This window comes from Flavobacterium sp. 270 (assembly GCF_004368785.1).
Taxonomy (GTDB): Bacteria; Bacteroidota; Bacteroidia; order Flavobacteriales; family Flavobacteriaceae; genus Flavobacterium.
The window spans coordinates 424,487-443,388 of sequence record NZ_SODM01000005.1 but is presented as its reverse complement, the minus strand read 5'-3'; the positions used below and the strand labels follow the sequence as shown (position 1 = coordinate 443,388).

The following is an 18,902-nucleotide window of genomic DNA, read 5'->3' as shown; positions in this document are numbered from 1 at the left end:
TATATTTGATTTTTTAAATACTGCATGAAAAATATCCTATATTTTGTTCTCTTCTTATTTACCATTCTATCTTTTTCTCAAACCAAGGTTGTGTCTTGGAATCTGGAAAATTTTGGAAAATCTAAATCTCAATCTGACTTAGATTTTATTGCTAAAACTATTGCTAATTACGACATTGTCACTATTCAGGAAGTTGTTGCCGGATATGGCGGTGCTCAAGCTATTGCTAAACTTGCAGCAATATTAAATGAAAAAGGATCTAAATGGGATTATAGAGTAAGTGATCCTACTTCTAGCAGTAGTTATAAAACAGAGCGCTATGCTTTTCTTTGGAAAACAAGCAAGGTGAAACTAATAGGAAATCCCTGGCTTGAAAAAAAATACCATCTGGAAATTGACCGCGAACCTTATTTTGCGACTTTTGAAATTGATAAAAAAACAATTACACTTTCAAGCTTTCACGCTATTACCAAAAACAAACAGCCTGAAACTGAAATTAAGTATTTTAAATTTTTGCCTGCAGAATATCCTAATTTGAATTTAGTTTTTATTGGAGACTTTAATTGCCCGGAAACTCATACAGTCTTTTTTCCATTAAAAAAAATGGGCTATTCTTCTATTTTAAAAAATGAAAAAACAACTTTAAAACAAAAATGCAAAGGAGATATCTGTCTCGCATCAGAATTTGATAATATGTTTTACAAAACAAGTGCTTTTAAACGCACCAATTCTGGAACAATTCATTTTTATCAGCAATTTAATTCTTTACAAGAAGCACGAAAAATATCCGATCATATTCCCGTTTGGTTCGAATTTTCTTTAAACTAAACTATGTTTTAAGCTTTTTCTTTTTTGCTGCAGGAAATAAAACGTTATTTAAAATCAAACGATAACCCGGAGAATTTGGATGTAAATCTAAAACCGTAGGCGGATCTCCTACCTGATGCTGAAAATCTTCTGGATCGTGGCCTGAATAAAAGGTAAACATTCCTTTTCCTTTTTCTCCATGAATATATCTTGATTCGCCGTTAAGCTCACAAGTTCCCATTATTAAAACATTCGATTTTATTAATGCAGTATCAAATGCAGTCGTTTGTCCCATAAAACCTTTTACTAATTGTGTATGATTTTGACACAACATACTCGGAATTGGGTCCCATTTTGCAGAAAATTCCATTAATGTAAAATAATCTTTTTCCATAGGCACTCTACGTTTTGTAGTCATATCAATATCTGAAAACTCATATACTTCTGGTTTTCTTTCTAAAGTAAAATTTTTAAAGGCAAATGAATTGCTATAATTTAATTTAGATTGATAATTGGATTCGCTTGGATCTCCATCAAACATGGTTTCGCAAATATCAACTCCATCTGCAGAAAGTGCAATATCAAAACTATCTGTTGCAGAACACATGGCAAACATAAAACCGCCACCAATAACAAAATCTCTAATTTTTTTTGCTACAGCGCCTTTTTCTTGTGAAACTTTATCATATCCAAGTTTTGCCGCCAAAGCTTCTGCATCTTTCTTTTGATCGATATACCAAGGTGTATTTTTGTAAGCTGCATAAAATTTACCATATTGCCCTGTAAAATCTTCGTGATGCAAATGCAGCCAATCGTAAAGCAATAATTGATCGCTTAGAACTTCTTCATCATAAATTGGCGTAAACGGAATTTCTGCGTATGTTAATACTAAAGTTACGGCATCATCCCAAGGCTGTTTCCCTTTTGGAGTGTAAACGGCAATTTTAGGCGCTTTTTCCAGAACAACAGATTCCATATTTTGCGAAGGGCTTGAAATTTCGTTTAAAATAGAAGCTTCTTCACTATCTGAAATTATTTCAAAACTTACGCCTCTAATTTTACATTCTTTACGAATTTCATCTGCATCGGGAAGCAGAAACGAACCTCCTCGATAATTAAGCAACCAGCTTGCTTTGTAATCTTTACTTAAACACCAATAGGTTATCCCGTAAGCTTTTAGATGGTTTTGCTGTGTTGTTTCGTCCATCGGAAGTAAGATAAACGAAGCTTTTGCGCTAAACGAAAGCAGTAAAATAAAAATACAAGCTAAACTCTTATTCATTAGAAAAATTATTTTAGTAAAGATATAAAGGAAGCTTCAAATAATACAATAGATAGCTGAGTTTTATAAGAAAGCAAAACGTTAAATAAAGTTTCAAAGCTCTAAATTACATTTACTTTAAAAAAACACGTAAAAACACGTGGACTGTGATTACATTTTCTAACTAAATTTGTTCTCCCAAGTTAAACTAATCAATGAAAAAAAATCAGCGACATGAAGTTTAATGACAGTAATAAGGAACCAAAGGGGTTAAATATGATAAAAAAAATAGGTTTATGCGTCTTAGTGCTCACAATAATTGTTTACTATGTATTGTCGATTCAGTTTTTAACAAGTTAAAATCTTAAATAGTCAATACTGCGATTTCGTTTTGAATTGCATATACTACTAAACCAGCAATATTCCTTGATTCTGTTTTAAGTAATAAATTATTACGATGACCTTCTACAGTTCTAGGGCTCAAATAAAGATGTTCTGCAATTTCTGAGGTGGTTTTTTGCAGACAAATGAGCTGTAGAATTTCAATCTCACGCGGTGAAAGAAAGCTAGTTTCTAAATTACCTTTTACGTTTTTAGACGAAACAATTGTATCCTGAATTGTTTTTAAAACATTTTCATTGTAATAAAACCCTTTTAGAAAAACTTCATTAATGGTTTTAATCAAATCTTTGGGAGTTGTATTTTTTATTAAATAAGCCACAGCACCAACTTGAATCATATTAGCTATGAAAGATTTTGAATCGTAACTTGTCAGGGCTATAATCTTAATGTCTGGAAATGATTTTCGGATAATTTTTGTAGCTTCAACACCATTTAAAATTGGCATTTTCAAATCCATAATAATAATATCCGGCTTTGTTTCATTTTCAGACAATTGAGAAATAAGTTCTTCTCCATTCGAAGCTTCAAAAAGAATTTCAATATTATCTTCTCTCTGCAGTAAAAAAGCTATTCCTTTCCGAAATAAAACTTCATCATCAACTAAAGCAATTTTAATAGTGGCACTCATTTTATTTGGTTTTTGGTCGTTAGTCTGCCGAAATTACAAAATAAGCATTAAAAAAAGCCAAACAACCTAGTTTTATTGAGTAAAAAGAGACATAATTTTGTGATTTTTATCTTAAAAAGTAAAAATCACTTCAATTCCTTTATTAATTTCTGAACTAATTTGAATTGTTCCATCCAAAAAAGAAATTCTACTGTCAATATTTTTCATTCCAAGTCCTTTTTGGTTTTCAGCATTTTTGCTATCAAAACCTGTCCCGTTATCTTCATAATTACAGACATTCACTCCGTTTTGATTATTAAAGGCGATCCAGATTTCAGTTGCTTTACCATGTCGAAGAGAATTATTCATTAATTCCTGCAAAATCCTAAAAACATGAAGATGACGATCCATTTCTTTATCATCAAAATCAATATGATTTTTGTAATACGTCTTTAAAGTTTTGCTGCTTTCAAATTCCTCACACAATTCTTCAACTGCGGCATTAAGTCCAAATTTTTCAAAAACAGGAGGTAATAAATTATGAGCGATTTTTCGGGAATTATCTAATGCTCTTGTGGTAAGGCTGATTATATTTTCGGTAATTTCCCTTGTTTCGTTTTCTGTAAGGTTTGGAGCAGTGAGCAGATGACTGTTTAAGGATACAATGTTAAGCTTAGAACTAATGTCGTCATGCAGATCCTGAGCAATCCTTTTGCGTTCTTCTTCCTGAGTAATAATTATAGCATGAAGCTGCTCTTTTTGATACTGTAGAACTAAATCTTTTTTTTCTAATTCCTTTTGAATAATTTTTTTTCTGGACAGATAAAAAAATAAGATTAAAAAAGCGGCAACAATCATGAAAAAACATGATGTATACAGAATTATGGCTACAATTTCTTTTTCGTAAGCAGGAACTGCAGTCATATATTAATTATTTTTAATTTCTTTTTTAGGATTAAAACTTTCCTTCCATTCAAATAAAATAAAAAGATAATAAATAAAAACCAAAAGAGCATTTAATCTCCAGCTTAAAAGCCCAAACTCCTGTGCCAATCCAATAGTTAAATTACCTACTAAAAACAAAACAGTGCTTGTTAATAGATAAAAAACTGCTCCAATTGTAAAATAATAATACTCTTTTTTTTCACTAAGCATATTATAAAGATGCAATAATCCGAAAATTACAACTATTAGAGACGTTAGAGTTATCTCGAATAAATTAAATTTGAGAAATTGAGTAGAGTCAAAAACATATTGAATTACCAGTGCTAATAAAGCAACAGAAAGACTCGATAACACAAATATTTTCTGGCTTTTGGATTTTAGAATAGCATGATAAAATAACCCTAATAAAACCATTTGACCAATAAAATAAACATTTGTTAGAAACAGATTATTTTTTCCTAAATGAAAAATCAACTCCATACTAAACTGCACTAAGACTAAAAATGCTAAGTAACACATAAAGAAAATATTAGCTTTTCTCTTTCGAGAAAAGCTAAATGAATATAAAACCAAGTTAAGTAATATTATTAAATATCCTGGGTATATTAAAAGATCATCCATTTATAGAGGACTTTCTGGATCACCATAAGGCGGGCATGGACGAGATGCATCATAAAGTACGGCACCATCACCTTCGCTGCCTCCTAAAGATGATGTCTTGAATACATCTTTATAGATACCCGTTTTAGGATCTAATTTAGTACCCACAAACATCAAAACCTGCTCTCCGGCATTATTGATACCTTTGTATGCTCTAACAGCATCAATGTCCTGATCTAGAACTAGTTTTAAAGTTTCTAAAGGAATTAGATAAGCGTTTATCTTCTTTTTACCGTCTTCGTCAAGACCTGGAGCCTTTTTGTATTTGTCTGCCCATACAATGCCTTCGGATAATGAAATCTCTACACTTCCAAAATTTTCTTTTTCTGCCATAATGTAATTTTGTTTTTGGTTATAAGTTAATGGGTGCAAATGTTCAAACAATTGCTTTGCTAAGCTATGAAATTTATTAGGAATTTTAACATTAAGGCATAAAAAAAAGCCTATGAAAAGGCTTTTTAAATTTTGTGTTAAAACGGGACGTCACTATCGTCATCGTCGTCATTTAGATTGCTGCCGAAAGCTTCATTGGCAGATGGTAGATTTTTTGTTATAAACGGATTATCATCATGATTCATTTTTGATGGTAAGTCATCATAATTACCTGAAAAATCATCAAGATTATCAAATTTTCCAAGGTGTCCGATAAATTTTAAACGAACGTTTTCAATACCACCATTACGGTGTTTGGCGATCATAATCTCAGCCTGTCCAGCAGTTGGCGAAGCTTCATCATCATCCCATTCGTCAATTTTATAATATTCTGGTCGGTATAAGAACGAAACAATATCAGCATCCTGCTCAATCGCTCCAGATTCACGAAGATCCGATAGTAAAGGTCGTTTACTTGATCCACGCGTTTCTACGGCACGCGATAACTGAGAAAGTGCAATTACCGGAACGTTAAGCTCTTTTGCTAAAGCTTTTAAGTTTCGGGAAATTGTCGAGATTTCCTGCTCACGATTTCCTCCTCCTTTAGAATTTCCTCCTGCAGTCATTAACTGCAAATAATCTACAATAATAATTTTGATCCCGTGCTGCGAAGCCAAACGACGACATTTTGCTCTTAAATCGAAAATTGAAAGTGATGGAGTATCATCAATAAATAATGGAGCTTTTTCTAAGTCCTTTACTTTGGTACTCAACATCGTCCATTCGTGAGGTTCTAGTTTACCGGTACGCAATTTTTCTGATGACAATCCTGTTTCAGAAGAAATTAACCTGGTAATTAACTGAACAGATGCCATCTCCAGAGAGAACAAAGCTACCGCGTGTCCGAATTGAATCGCGATATTTCTGGCCATAGAAAGTACAAACGCTGTTTTTCCCATCGCAGGTCTTGCCGCGATAATAATTAAATCACTTGGCTGCCATCCAGAAGTCAGTTTATCTAAATTAGTAAAACCGGTTTCTACACCACTTAAACCTTCTTTTTTAGAAATTTCTTCAATTTTCTTTTTAGCTTGTAAAACTAAACTTTGAGCAGTTTCAGAACTACGCTTGATATTTCCCTGTGTTACTTCGTATAGTTTAGATTCGGCTTGATCTAATAAATCAAAAACGTCTGTCGTTTCATCATAGGATGCTTCGATAATTTCAGATGAAATTCTAATTAAACTTCGTTGAATAAACTTTTGAAGAATAATACGCGAGTGAAATTCGATATGCGCCGAAGACGCAATTTTTTGTGTAAGCTGTATTAAATAAAAATCACCGCCAGCTAATTCTAATTTCCCATTCTTTTTTAACTGACTTGAAACGGTAAGTAAGTCAATTGGCTGCGTTTCTGTAAAAAGCTGAATAATGGCTTCAAAAATATGCTTATGTCCTTCTTTATAAAATGCATCTGGTTGTAAAATATCAATTACGTCATCAACCCCTTTTTTATCAATCATCATTGCACCAAGCACAGCTTCCTCTAAATCAAGAACTTGCGGAGGCAACTTTCCTTTTTCTAAGTTAATAATAGTGGTTTTATCAACCTTTATTGGGTTTACATTTTTGAAATTTTCCATATAGCGAAAGTAGCAAAATTTAAAAAAAACTATGCTATCGAATTATAACTAATAATTGTTTATAAATATGATCTCGTTGTTCATAACCAAAAAAAAATCCGAAACTATAAGGCTTCGGATTTTAATTCATTTTGTAAGAATTTACTCCTTGTACTCACCCATATTGCTGTATTTGTCCATTCTTTGAGCAATTAAGTCAGCTGTTGATAAGTCTTTCAATTCGTTATAACCTTTTGTAATGTATTCGGCTACTGTTTTAAAAGTAGTTTCGCGGTCGTAGTGCGCCCCGCCTAATGGTTCCGGAATTACATCATCTACTAATTTTTGTTTTTTCATGTCAGAAGAAGTCAATTTTAATGCATCTGCTGCACGCTCTTTGTACTCCCAGCTTTTCCATAAAATAGAAGAACATGATTCTGGCGAAATTACCGAGTACCAAGTGTTTTCTAACATATATACTTTATCTCCAACACCTATTCCTAAAGCTCCTCCAGAAGCGCCTTCACCCACAATAATGGTAATAATTGGCACTTTTAAACGAACCATTTCGAAAATGTTTCTGGCGATTGCCTCACCTTGACCTCTTTCTTCTGCTTCAAGCCCTGGATATGCACCCGGAGTATCTACAAGAGTTAAAACCGGAATTCCGAATTTCTCTGCCATTTTCATTAAACGCAAAGCTTTACGGTATCCTTCTGGATTTGCCATACCAAAATTACGGTACTGACGTGTTTTTGTATTAAAACCTTTTTGCTGACCTACGATCATAAACGACTGCCCGTTTACTTTTCCTAGTCCGCCAACCATCGCTTTATCATCTTTAAACCCTCTGTCTCCATGAAGTTCTAAAAAAGTATCGCCGCAAATTGCTCTGATATAATCTAAAGTGTAAGGCCTGTTTGGGTGTCTAGAAAGCTGTACTCTCTGCCAAGCCGTAAGGTTTTTATATATTTCTTTTTTAGTTTCTACTAATTTCTTGTTGATTTCTTTGCAAGTAGGTGTTACATCAACGTCAGATTCTTTTCCAATTATAACACACTTTTCTAACTGCTCTTCAAGTTCTTTTATTGGAAGCTCAAAATCTAAATATTCCATGGATTTTTGAATTTTGTTTTTAAATCGAACCGCAAATATAAAAATATTATATCATTGGTGTAAATAATTTATACTAAAGTACGAATATGAATTTTTTATATGAAGAAAAATATTACACTTCTTTTTTATTTTGATAGTGTTTAAAAACCCCGTTTAAAATCACTGTAATTACAATTATTACAGCTCCTATATAAAATTCTGTACTCATTTTTTCTTTTCCGCCTAATATAAAATAAGCCAGTATAATTCCGTAAACCGGCTCTAAATTAGTGGTTAACATTACGGTATAAGGCGTTAATCGCTGCATTACTTTTACAGAAGCAGTAAAGGCATAAGCCGTACATACTGATGCTAAAATTAAAAGTAAAATCCAGTTATTCATTGACAGGGTAAAAAAATCTGCATTGAATTTTCCTTGAAATAAAAAATAAATCGAGATAAAGAAAACGCCAGCACCAAATTCGTAAAAAGTGATAACCGATGGTTCGTGATCTGCAATTAATTTTCCGTTCATCAAGGTAAATAATACGCCTAAAATAATAGATGCCAACGCATAATAAACACCATGCAGGTATTTAATTTCTACTTGTAAAATCAATGCCAAACCTCCGATAATAATAAGTCCAAAGAATACTTCGTACCACAATACTTTTCGCCCAAAAAATATGGGTTCTAATAAGGAAGCAAAAAAAGCGCCAAGTGAAAATATCGAAAGTGTTATGGATACATTAGAAATATGAATGGCTTTAAAAAAGAAAATCCAATGTAAAGCAATCAGCAAACCAACAAAGATCAGTTTGAAAAATTCTTTTACAGGAACCTGAAAAGATTGTTTTTTAAAAGCAATAAAACTTCCTAGAAAAATGCCCGCAAAAAGCATTCTAAACCAAACCAAATTTTCGGCATCAATAGTTATTAAAGCGCCTAATATGGCAGTAAATCCCCAGATAAAAACAATTAGATGAAGATTTAAATAACTTTTTAAATTATCGTTTCGCATTACGTAATAGGTAAACTGCTAAAATCCCGAAAACAATATTCGGGAACCAAACAGCTAAAAAAGGTGAGAAAGTAGATTTTTCGGCAAGAGTACCAAATATTTTATCGAAAAACACAAAAGAGAAAGCAATTGCAATTCCTATCGCCAAATTTGTTCCCATACCACCGCGGCGTTTCATAGCAGAAACTGCAACAGCAATAATGGTAAGAATAAAAGCAGAAACGGGAACACTGTACTTTTTGTAAAGCACAACTAAATAAGTATTAATATTACCTGATCCTCTTTTTCTTTCTTTATCAATAAAATCAATTAATTTTCCTAACGGAAGTGTTTCTGCAATATACACTACAGGAGTTAAATCTGCCAATTCAAATTTGAACTTAATTTTTTTCTCCGGATCTTTTTCTATAACATCATTCAGATCTCCAACCGTTCTTTTGGTATAATCGTACAGAATGTAGGTTTTTGCTTTTGGATCCCATTTAATACGGCTTGCCGTAATTTTATAGGTTAGTTTTTCCTTTTCAAAATGTTCTAAAGAAAAATTAAAAGCCGTTTTAGATTCTTCATTAAAGCTGTTTACAAAAATAAAATCGTTATCATTTATCTGTCTGTAAACATTGGTATTTTCGCCCCGCATCAACTCTTTGCCGTTTCCTTTTAGATAGGTATATCTAAAATTATTGAAACCTTCGCTGGCGGCCGGAACAATAAAAAATCCCATTAATAATACAAAAACCGAAACTATACTTGCTCCGATAATATAAGGTCTTAAAAATCTTGTAAATGAAATTCCCGAACTTAAAATGGCAATAATCTCGGTATTGTTTGCCAGTTTTGAGGTAAACCAAATTACCGATAAAAACAAAAATATCGGAAACAATGAGTTCGCAAAATATATCGTAAAATTGTAATAATAGATGGCAATATCCAGAAACGGAATCTTGTTTTCCAGCATTTTATTTACTTTCTCAGAAACGTCAATTACAATTCCAATCGGAATAAATAAAAGTATCATAACCGAAAAAGTGGCCAAATAGCGTTTTAAAATATACTTATCAATTATTGTCAGCATACATTTTTTGTTTTTTTTGTTTCAGGTTTAAAGTTTCAGGTTCTCTACAGAACTTGAAACTTGAAACTTAAAACTTGAAACTTTTTTTTTAAAGTCTTTGACTCATGTTTTTAACCATCATTTCTTTCCAAGGTCTAAAATCTCCTGCTAAGATATGTTTTCTAGCTTCTCTAACCAACCACATATAGAAACCAAGGTTATGTATTGTCGCAATTTGTTTTCCTAAATATTCGTTTGCAGCAAACAAATGGCGTAAATAGGCTTTTGTGTATTCTGTATCAACGTAGGTAATTCCCATTTCGTCGATAGGAGAAAAATCAGCTTCCCATTTTTTATTTTTGATATTGATCGTTCCGTTTGCTGTAAACAACATTCCGTTTCTTGCATTACGCGTTGGCATAACACAGTCAAACATATCAATTCCTAAAGCAATATTTTCTAAAATATTAATCGGAGTACCTACTCCCATTAAATAACGAGGTTTATCTTCTGGAAGAATTTCGCAGACAACTTCCGTCATAGCGTACATTTCTTCTGCCGGCTCCCCTACTGATAAGCCGCCAATTGCGTTTCCTTGTTGCCCAGCGTTTGCAATATATTCTGCAGACTGCTGACGTAAATCTTTATATGTACTTCCCTGAACGATTGGAAAAAAAGTTTGTTCGTAACCGTATTTATAAGGAACTTTATCCAAATGATTGATACAACGGTCTAACCAACGGTGCGTCATGTGCATAGAACGCTGCGCATATCGGTAATCGCAAGGATAAGGCGTACATTCATCAAAAGCCATAATAATATCGGCCCCAATGGTACGCTGAATTTCCATTACATTTTCTGGCGTAAAAAAGTGATACGAACCGTCAATGTGCGATTTAAACTTTACTCCTTCTTCTTTAATTTTTCTATTATTAGAAAGCGAATACACCTGATATCCACCAGAATCGGTCAAAATATTACGATCCCAGTTCATAAATTTATGCAAACCTCCCGCTTTTTCAAGAATTTCGGTCTGCGGACGCAAATATAAATGGTAAGTGTTTCCTAGAATAATATCCGGATTAATATCTTCTTTTAGCTCTCTTTGGTGCACACCTTTTACAGATGCAACGGTACCAACAGGCATAAAAATAGGAGTTTCTATAACTCCGTGATCTGTAGTAATACTTCCCGCTCTTGCTTTAGACTGCGGATCTTTTTGTAATAAATCAAACTTCATATACGCGTTTTTCTCCCGATTGTTCGGGACGGCAAAGATAGGCTAATTTGAGGAAAAAATTAATTAGAAAATCAGGGCAATGTGAGAATTAGATAATTTTAAAAAATGATTAACATTTTTTGATCCGTAAACTTTGAAAATCACTATAAATAATGACTGCAAATTCTCTGATTTATTAGACTTTTGAAAATTTCAAAAACCTTAATTTACATTCGCGTAAAGCAAAAGAATATTCACAAAACCGAAATGAAAAATATCCGCCTATTGCTATTTGTTCTTTTGCTTTACGCGAATGTTCATTCACAAAACAAAAACATGAACCCTTATATTGAAGATTTAAAACTAAAAGGAAAAGCCAATGCCATAAAATTAGCCTATACTTTAATCGAAGAAAAACAACCGGCAATAATTATTAATCCTAAAGATTTTGAAATAAAGGTTTTAGCAAATTCCAAAGAAATCGTAGTACAATTTAGGAGAATTATACGGTATGTACCGCTAAGATTTCAAACCAAAAACCAAATAAAATATGACATTACCGTTAATCTAATTCAAAATATGATTTCTCCTTTTGATGATGTTTTAGACAGCACTTTCTACATTCCTACCGATAAAGATCTGGAAGCTATAGCATTTGTACAGAAAAATTTTGGTATTTTCAGTCCGGATTTTGAAACTACGGTTTACGAAGAAGACGATTATTATGCTATTCATATGGAAAATCAATATTCTTACGGACGGTATAAAATCAATAAAAAAACCGGCGAAGAAGAACCGTCAATTCAGGGTTCTTATTTGCCTATTCCCAAAACACTATTTTCACCAGAAGCCGATGTCTTATTAGAAATCAACCATTAAAAAATGAAAAATCATAAGCCTTACAAAGAAATCAAGCCCGTTTATTTTAATTTAAATGAATTTCTGGTTTTTCCGATTTTTGCCACTATTATTCCTTCTTTAATTTCTTATGGACTGCTTTTTATAGGAGGCGTTTCGTTTGTTGTTGTATTCAATTTAGTGATTTCATTTATCGGATATTTCTATTTTCATTATTATGGAAAAAGCTCTCAAAATATTTCTGCTGAATTTGTTTTCGGATGGATGCTTGTTTGCGGGTATTTTCTTTTTGTAGATTATGGTTTGTATCTCCTTTTTCAATATCAGCACACGAATTATTTCAACAAACTTCATTTTTATATTTGGGCTTTTATTGTATTCGGACTGCCTGTACTTTATTTTGTTTTTAATGATATTCGATACAATTTTATCCGATGGCGTTTAGCGGTAAATTATATCAAAACCCGAATTAGTATTTTTCATGATCCTGAACTTCTTATTTATATTGACAAAATAGAATTTGTAAATACGAATACTAATAGAATTTCTAACATTAAAATAGAAAGAGATCAATATCAGGCCTTAACAGCGCAAATTCCCGTAAATTCAAATTTATTTAGAGTTTCATGGTATTCTTTTATTGAAGATAAATATTATGATGCCGAATTAGAGTTTCCGTATGATAAACTCATTTTAACCGCTGTAAAATATCCAACAAATGAGCCGGCGGTCTTTCGAGGAATCGAAACAAAATCGCTTTATCTTCATATTTCCTTAAATGGCGAAATCGAACTGCTTAATAAGGAAACACATTTGCTAAAACCTTCAAATACCAAATCAATTATTATTACAGAAGAACAAAAAGAGAGCAGAATCAATAATTATATTTATACTTCTAGCGTACGGAATAAGGAAGAATTCAGCACTTTAATTGAAGAAATCAAGAAGTCGAAACGTCTTGAAGAAAAAATAGAGACACAGCAAAAACAATTTGTCTGGGATATTTCTTTTGAAGGTTTACACGAAGGAAATAAACTCGAAATCTACGATGCGTTACCGATTCATCACGAAATCGCGAGCGATATAAATATTTTAAATCTTAAATATCTTCCCAGAAAAATTGACATTTATTATCGACCTTACACGTGGGCAAATATTCAAATTGATATTATCAAACTTTGCAAACTTCTTGAAAGTGTTTTAGAACATAAAGACGCACCAATATCTTTCTTGCTTGTTTTTGAAAATAACGAAACGGAATTGAAATTTTTCATCAAAACCGGAGATCAGAAAATTGAATTTAAAGACTGGACTTTTGATATTAATGAATATCATAAAAAAAGTGTTGACGAAAAAATAAACGAATCCAAACAACATCAATTAAAAAATGATTTATATCAAAGTGCATGGCCTTTAATTTATGCTAAAGATTATCCTGCGGCGCAAAAAATATGCGATCAGTTAATCTCAGAAAATCCAGAATTTGGCATTGCTTATTTTCTTGAAGCGCGATTGCTTTGGTATACTCAGGGTTCACAGGCTTGCTACGACAAACTCGATTATTTTATAGAGAAAACAAAACATGATTCTTTTGCTTTGGCTCACATGTATAATAATTTTGGATGTCTTCTTGATCTGGATCATCGTCTTGAAGAAGCGTTAGAATATTTTAAAAAAGCAACTGCAATAAATCCGAACGAAGGAACGTATCAATGTAATATTGCCGAGATGTACTGCAAATTAAAAGAACCCGAAAAAGCAATGTTTTACGCATTGGAATCTCAGGAAAAAGGACATAAATCTGATATTCTCAATGAGATTTTAGAAAGCAAAGGCCATAAAGTTTTTTAACTATTGAATTTCTATCTGCGAAAACAAAATCATTAGAAATAGTGATGCAGGACAAAAACAGCACGGCTAATTTAGCACCATAATTTTATAAACCTTAAACAAATAAAAAAATGGGATTAGCAGAAAAACGTTTGGCAGAATCAATTAAAACAGAAAAACTTCCGGCTTTTGAAGAGAAATTAAAAGAACGTGCTGGTTATGATATTAAAGTAAATATTGACTGGAATACTTTTACGGCTTATGACGAATATCCGCTTTCGAGATTGGATATTGTTTTTGATGATCTTGAATCGTTTGTAAAAAAGATCTGTTCTGATGATATGGGAAAAGAAGCGCTTCAAGAAAGTATGACAACTATTGATATTACAAATACTGACGACAGCAGCGCTGTAAAAATGGAATTGAAGGATGAAACTTTGTTTTTAAATTTTCAACTTGCCGGCTCAACTTTCAGTTCTTACACCGATTCGCAGATTGCAAGTTATGTAGAAGGAAAATTGTAGATTTTAGATTGTAAATTTTAGATTTTTGGAATTTGGGATTTGGGATTTGATATTGATTTTTGATATTGATTTTAAAGTAGGTGTGAATACTGCAGCAACTTTTAAAAAAGATATAATATTCTAAAGAGCAGAAGTGGGTAATTTTACAAAGAATCAAAAAATTAGCTGCATCACACGAAATGCTGTTTTTAAAGATTCTTTAAAGTATCCTTAAATATAGATATTATGAAAAATTTTGAAGATGAAGCTAGTGAAGAGCAAATAGAAAAAAATCTAGAAGAATTAAATTATCCTGCTCAAGACGACATTTACAATCAAGAAGAAAAATTGAAAGACATTAATCCAGAAAACATCAATACAGAAAAAACTATTGATGAAAAAGAAGGAGAATGGAATGAAAATACCTTTAATATTGATAAAGAAGACTTAACAGGAGAAGATTTAGATGTTCCTGGTTCTGAACTTGATGATGCCCAGGAAAATATTGGCTCGGAAGATGAGGAAAATAACTATTACAGCGAAAGTGATAACTAACGCTGGCATATACGCCTTAAAAAATAATTGTATAGAAAAGTCCTGCTTGAGCAGGACTTTTTTATTTATAATAGTGTAACAATTTGTAACCTCAGCAAAAAAGTTACATTTTTATGTGCGAAATGAGCAGTAAAATTAGATCAAATGCCACCTAGAATTAATAATCACCAGAAAAATTGCTTATTTTTTTAATATATATAAAAACCCTACCAGAATTTAACAATTGTCATAAACTAAAGCAAAAAATCATTTGTCTCCCCGCAAAATAACCTTTACTTTTGCAACAGTTTAACTTTTACATATAAAATGAAGCCTAACACACAACAATTAAGCGATTTAACTATCCAAGTAAGAAGAGATATTCTTCGTATGGTACATGCAGTCAATTCAGGTCACCCAGGTGGTTCACTTGGTTGTACAGAATTTTTGGTGACTTTATACCAAAATATTATGGACCGTAAGGAAGGTTTTGACATGGACGGAATTGGTGAAGATATTTTCTTCCTTTCTAATGGACATATTTCTCCAGTTTTTTATAGCGTTTTAGCACGCAGCGGATATTTCCCTGTTTCAGAACTTGCAACTTTTAGATTATTAAATTCTCGTTTACAAGGACACCCTACAACTCACGAAGGTTTACCTGGAGTTCGTATTGCGTCTGGTTCGTTAGGACAAGGTTTATCTGTAGCTCTTGGTGCAGCGCAGGCTAAAAAATTAAACGGAGATAAACATTTAGTTTTTACTCTTCACGGAGATGGTGAATTACAAGAAGGTCAAAACTGGGAAGCTATCATGTATGCTTCTGCTAAAAAAGTAGACAACATTATTTCAACTATTGACCTTAACGGTAAACAAATTGACGGAACTACCGACGAAGTTTTACCAATGGGAAGTATTCGCGCTAAATTTGAAGCTTTTGACTGGGACGTTCTTGAAATTAAAGAAGGTAACAATATCGATGCTATTCTTGCTGGTCTGAATGATGCAAAATCAAGAACTGGAAAAGGAAAACCAGTTTGTATTTTATTACACACTGAAATGGGTAATGGAGTTGATTTTATGATGCACACTCACGCATGGCACGGTAAAGCGCCAAACAACGATCAGTTGGCAAGTGCTTTAGCTCAAAACATCTCAACAGAAGCAGATTATTAAAAAATAGCTTTAAGCTTTAAGCAGTACGCTTTATGCCTATTGCCCACAAGCCTATTGCGTATAGCAAAAAAACAAATGAAAAAATATACAAATACAGGAAGTAAAGATACTCGTTCAGGTTTTGGAGCGGGAATGACTGAATTAGGTCAAAAAAACGAAAATGTTGTTGCATTATGTGCAGATTTAATTGGTTCATTAAAATTTGATGAATTCAAAAAAAATCACCCAGAACGTTTTTTCCAAATTGGAATTGCAGAAGCTAACATGATTGGTATTGCTGCAGGTTTAACAATTGGAGGAAAAATTCCATTTACAGGAACATTCGCTAACTTTTCTACAGGAAGAGTTTACGATCAAATTCGTCAATCTGTTGCTTACTCTGATAAAAACGTAAAAATCTGTGCTTCTCACGCTGGTTTAACACTAGGAGAAGACGGAGCAACACACCAAATCCTAGAAGATATTGGTTTAATGAAAATGTTACCAGGAATGACTGTAATCAATACTTGTGATTACAATCAGACTAAAGCTGCAACGCTTGCATTAGCAGATCACCATGGTCCTGCTTATTTACGTTTCGGACGTCCGGTAGTAGCAAACTTCACTCCTGCTGATGAACCATTCGTAATTGGAAAAGCAATCATGTTAAACGAAGGAACTGATGTAACAATTATTGCAACAGGTCATTTAGTTTGGGAAGCTCTTATCGCAGCAGAAGCTTTAGAAGCAAAAGGAATATCTGCTGAAGTAATCAATATTCATACAATTAAGCCACTTGATGAAGAAGCTATTTTAAAATCTGTGGCTAAAACTAAATGTGTGGTTACAGCAGAAGAACACAACTACCTTGGAGGTCTTGGAGAAAGCGTATCAGGAGTATTAGCACTAAACCAACCTACTCCACAAGAATTTGTAGCAGTAAAAGATAGTTTTGGTGAATCTGGAACTCCAGAGCAATTAATGGAAAAATACAAACTAAACAATCAAGCAATTGTTGAAGCAGTAGAAAGAGTTATCAAAAGAAAATAATTTTTTATTTCTTACTTATAAAAAAACCTCGAAAGTGATTTCGAGGTTTTTGTTTTTCAGCATTATTGAATACCTTAAGATGATTTCAGGAATTAATATCATTTTACTTTACCAGAGATTCAAACAAAAAATGCTTTGATATATTTAATACAAAGCATAAAAAAACCTCGAAATCACTTTCGAGGTTTTCTTTATTTTCAACTAAAACTTAATTCTTTTGAAGAGGATAAGTTTTATCTAAATATATTCTTAATCTTGTTGGATCCGTATAATCTTCAGGAACATATTTTTTTGGATTTGTTACAGACTCTGGTTTCGTAGGATCTGTAAGTGCTCCTGTAGGTCTTCTAGGCACACCCCAAATTTCAGATTCATCATAATTTGGTGTATTAGGATTATCTAAGACAGGATTGTAAGGATAATATTTACTTAAACCAGAAAAAGGAGCATCTGTAGGTTTAGTAACTTCAAAAAGAGTCGAATAACCGTCTCCATCATCATCAAAATCAACAAAATCAGCAATACCATCTCCATCTGAATCATCGATTAAACTAGCTGGCGGGCTTGGGTATTTTGTTACATCTCTAAAATCATATAAGAAACCATCATGATTAATATCTTCTAAATAATCTGGAATACCATCTCCAACAAAAACTCTTTGTCCTGTTGTAGACGAAACTGTGTATTCATTATCTGCTCTCTGAAGATTAAATAATTTAAAACTAAACACTATAGGGCTGTAAGCTGGAATTGATCCTTGCGTCTGACTATAATAACCTAAACCAGATGGTAAAAACATAACACCTGCTCCGTAATCAGTATATGTAATAACACCGTCACCTGTCGGCGCAGAAGGAGTACCTGTTTTGAACATTGGGAAAATCTCAGACCAGCCTTGTATTACAGTCGAATCAGTAGCGTATGGAAACAAGTTATAAGTACCCGCAGTACCATATGAACTATCAAATTGAGTTCCGTTTAATAAAGTACCAGTGTAAGATGCGAAAATTTTATCTGTATTTGTCGGCGAAACACCAGATCCCTGTCTTAATGTTAAATAATAAACTTTATAAGTAATACCATCACTATAAACATCTCTAGATGCTAATTTATAAGTACTCTGATCCCAGATAGAAGTTTGAGCTCCTCCAGCAGGAATTTTAGATATCTTTATATCCAAATCAGCCGTTACACTTTCAATATAATTAGTCTTTAAATATTTTTCAATCGAATCATTATCTGCTTTATATTGTTCTGCATAATCCCTTAAAGGAACTATAACCGTATCATCATCATTACTTTTATTACAAGAAACGATCGCAATACCTGCAATTAGTAAAACAAAATAATATTTAAATTTATTCATTATTGTTAATTTTTTAGGTGCGCAAGATACAATATTGATTTATTTTTGTAAAGAATTTAACTTCGATTTTGGAAAAATTATGAGAATAGATAAATACTTATGGTGCGTACGCTATTACAAAACCAGAAACATGGTTACCGAGGCCTGTAAAAAGAACCATATTACTGTAAATGGACAAGTTGCAAAACCATCGAAAGAGGTTTTTCCTACCGATAGAATTACCTTTAGAAAAGACCAGATTACACAGATTATTACTGTTCTGGATATTCCTGAAAGTCGTGTGGGCGCTAAACTTGTAGATATATACCGAAAAAACGAAACGCCGGCAGAAGCCTATGCCCATTTAGAATTACTAAAACTTTCTAAAGAACATTATCGTAAAAGCGGTACCGGAAGACCAACCAAGAAAGACAGAAGGGATATTGATGAATATGGAAACGATATTATCGATGAAGAAGAAGAGAATTAAATTCCTTTTTTTTTAATTCCAAATTCCAATAATGAATAAAAAATCCCAATATTGAAATTCCAAATTCTAATT

At 32.6% G+C, this 18,902-nt stretch carries 19 protein-coding genes; 8 read left to right on the top strand and 11 right to left on the bottom strand.

Annotated elements, in window-relative coordinates:
- The first annotated feature begins 24 nt into the window (after nucleotides 1–24).
- Nucleotides 25–828, top strand: a complete 804-nt coding sequence (locus EV144_RS19365; protein ID WP_134150793.1) for an endonuclease/exonuclease/phosphatase family protein — start codon at nucleotides 25–27, stop codon at nucleotides 826–828.
- Nucleotide 829: 1 nt separating this feature from the next.
- Here the strand turns inward: EV144_RS19365 and EV144_RS19360 are convergent, their stop codons facing one another.
- The 10 genes from EV144_RS19360 to tgt form a co-directional block, all read right to left on the bottom strand.
- Complete coding sequence (locus EV144_RS19360) at nucleotides 830–2,089, bottom strand: asparagine synthetase B (RefSeq protein ID WP_134150792.1); 1,260 nt, start codon at nucleotides 2,087–2,089, stop codon at nucleotides 830–832.
- Between the two features lie 343 nt (nucleotides 2,090–2,432).
- Nucleotides 2,433–3,098, bottom strand: a complete 666-nt coding sequence (locus tag EV144_RS19355) for a response regulator transcription factor (RefSeq protein WP_134150791.1) — start codon at nucleotides 3,096–3,098, stop codon at nucleotides 2,433–2,435.
- Between the two features lie 111 nt (nucleotides 3,099–3,209).
- On the bottom strand, nucleotides 3,210–4,001 hold the full coding sequence (locus EV144_RS19350; RefSeq protein ID WP_134150790.1) for a sensor histidine kinase: 792 nt from the start codon (nucleotides 3,999–4,001) through the stop codon (nucleotides 3,210–3,212).
- A gap of 3 nt (nucleotides 4,002–4,004) precedes the next feature.
- Nucleotides 4,005–4,643, bottom strand: a complete 639-nt coding sequence (locus tag EV144_RS19345) for a hypothetical protein (protein ID WP_134150789.1) — start codon at nucleotides 4,641–4,643, stop codon at nucleotides 4,005–4,007.
- Nucleotides 4,644–5,015 (bottom strand): hypothetical protein, encoded by a 372-nt coding sequence (locus EV144_RS19340; protein ID WP_134150788.1) that lies wholly within the window; start codon nucleotides 5,013–5,015, stop codon nucleotides 4,644–4,646.
- 137 nt (nucleotides 5,016–5,152) lie between these two features.
- Nucleotides 5,153–6,697, bottom strand: a complete 1,545-nt coding sequence (gene dnaB / locus EV144_RS19335) for a replicative DNA helicase (protein WP_134150787.1) — start codon at nucleotides 6,695–6,697, stop codon at nucleotides 5,153–5,155.
- Nucleotides 6,698–6,838: 141 nt separating this feature from the next.
- The gene (locus tag EV144_RS19330; protein ID WP_134150786.1) at nucleotides 6,839–7,792 is read right to left on the bottom strand and encodes an acetyl-CoA carboxylase carboxyltransferase subunit alpha; all 954 of its coding nucleotides are present in this window, start codon (nucleotides 7,790–7,792) and stop codon (nucleotides 6,839–6,841) included.
- A gap of 112 nt (nucleotides 7,793–7,904) precedes the next feature.
- Nucleotides 7,905–8,792 (bottom strand): DMT family transporter, encoded by an 888-nt coding sequence (locus EV144_RS19325; RefSeq protein ID WP_134150785.1) that lies wholly within the window; start codon nucleotides 8,790–8,792, stop codon nucleotides 7,905–7,907.
- On the bottom strand, nucleotides 8,779–9,867 hold the full coding sequence (locus EV144_RS19320) for an LptF/LptG family permease (RefSeq protein ID WP_134150784.1): 1,089 nt from the start codon (nucleotides 9,865–9,867) through the stop codon (nucleotides 8,779–8,781). Before EV144_RS19320 ends, EV144_RS19325 begins: the two co-directional genes overlap by 14 nt.
- An 88-nt stretch (nucleotides 9,868–9,955) precedes the next feature.
- The gene (gene tgt, locus EV144_RS19315; protein ID WP_134150783.1) at nucleotides 9,956–11,086 is read right to left on the bottom strand and encodes a tRNA guanosine(34) transglycosylase Tgt; all 1,131 of its coding nucleotides are present in this window, start codon (nucleotides 11,084–11,086) and stop codon (nucleotides 9,956–9,958) included.
- Between the two features lie 246 nt (nucleotides 11,087–11,332).
- Here tgt and EV144_RS19310 point away from each other — a divergent pair, with 246 nt between their 5' ends.
- From EV144_RS19310 to EV144_RS19285, 6 genes are all read left to right on the top strand, one after another.
- Nucleotides 11,333–11,944 carry a hypothetical protein gene (locus EV144_RS19310; protein ID WP_134150782.1) on the top strand — a complete coding sequence of 204 codons (612 nt, stop codon included), beginning with the start codon at nucleotides 11,333–11,335 and terminating at the stop codon, nucleotides 11,942–11,944.
- Nucleotides 11,945–11,947: 3 nt separating this feature from the next.
- Entirely contained in the window at nucleotides 11,948–13,774 is a 1,827-nt protein-coding gene (locus EV144_RS19305; protein ID WP_134150781.1) for a tetratricopeptide repeat protein, read from the top strand.
- A 110-nt stretch (nucleotides 13,775–13,884) separates the two neighbouring features.
- A complete protein-coding gene (locus EV144_RS19300; RefSeq protein WP_134150780.1) occupies nucleotides 13,885–14,277 on the top strand; it encodes a hypothetical protein in 393 nt (130 codons plus the stop codon).
- 225 nt (nucleotides 14,278–14,502) lie between these two features.
- Nucleotides 14,503–14,811, top strand: a complete 309-nt coding sequence (locus tag EV144_RS19295; RefSeq protein ID WP_134150779.1) for a hypothetical protein — start codon at nucleotides 14,503–14,505, stop codon at nucleotides 14,809–14,811.
- Between the two features lie 306 nt (nucleotides 14,812–15,117).
- Complete coding sequence (locus EV144_RS19290) at nucleotides 15,118–15,966, top strand: transketolase (protein WP_134150778.1); 849 nt, start codon at nucleotides 15,118–15,120, stop codon at nucleotides 15,964–15,966.
- 75 nt (nucleotides 15,967–16,041) lie between these two features.
- The gene (locus tag EV144_RS19285; RefSeq protein WP_134150777.1) at nucleotides 16,042–16,995 is read left to right on the top strand and encodes a transketolase family protein; all 954 of its coding nucleotides are present in this window, start codon (nucleotides 16,042–16,044) and stop codon (nucleotides 16,993–16,995) included.
- Nucleotides 16,996–17,203: 208 nt separating this feature from the next.
- Here EV144_RS19285 and EV144_RS19280 read toward each other — a convergent pair whose 3' ends face one another.
- On the bottom strand, nucleotides 17,204–18,361 hold the full coding sequence (locus EV144_RS19280; protein ID WP_134150776.1) for an FKBP-type peptidyl-prolyl cis-trans isomerase: 1,158 nt from the start codon (nucleotides 18,359–18,361) through the stop codon (nucleotides 17,204–17,206).
- Nucleotides 18,362–18,440: 79 nt separating this feature from the next.
- On the opposite strand from EV144_RS19280, the gene EV144_RS19275 reads away from it, so the two are divergent.
- Nucleotides 18,441–18,830 carry an RNA-binding S4 domain-containing protein gene (locus tag EV144_RS19275; RefSeq protein WP_134150775.1) on the top strand — a complete coding sequence of 130 codons (390 nt, stop codon included), beginning with the start codon at nucleotides 18,441–18,443 and terminating at the stop codon, nucleotides 18,828–18,830.
- The last annotated feature ends 72 nt before the right edge of the window (nucleotides 18,831–18,902 follow it).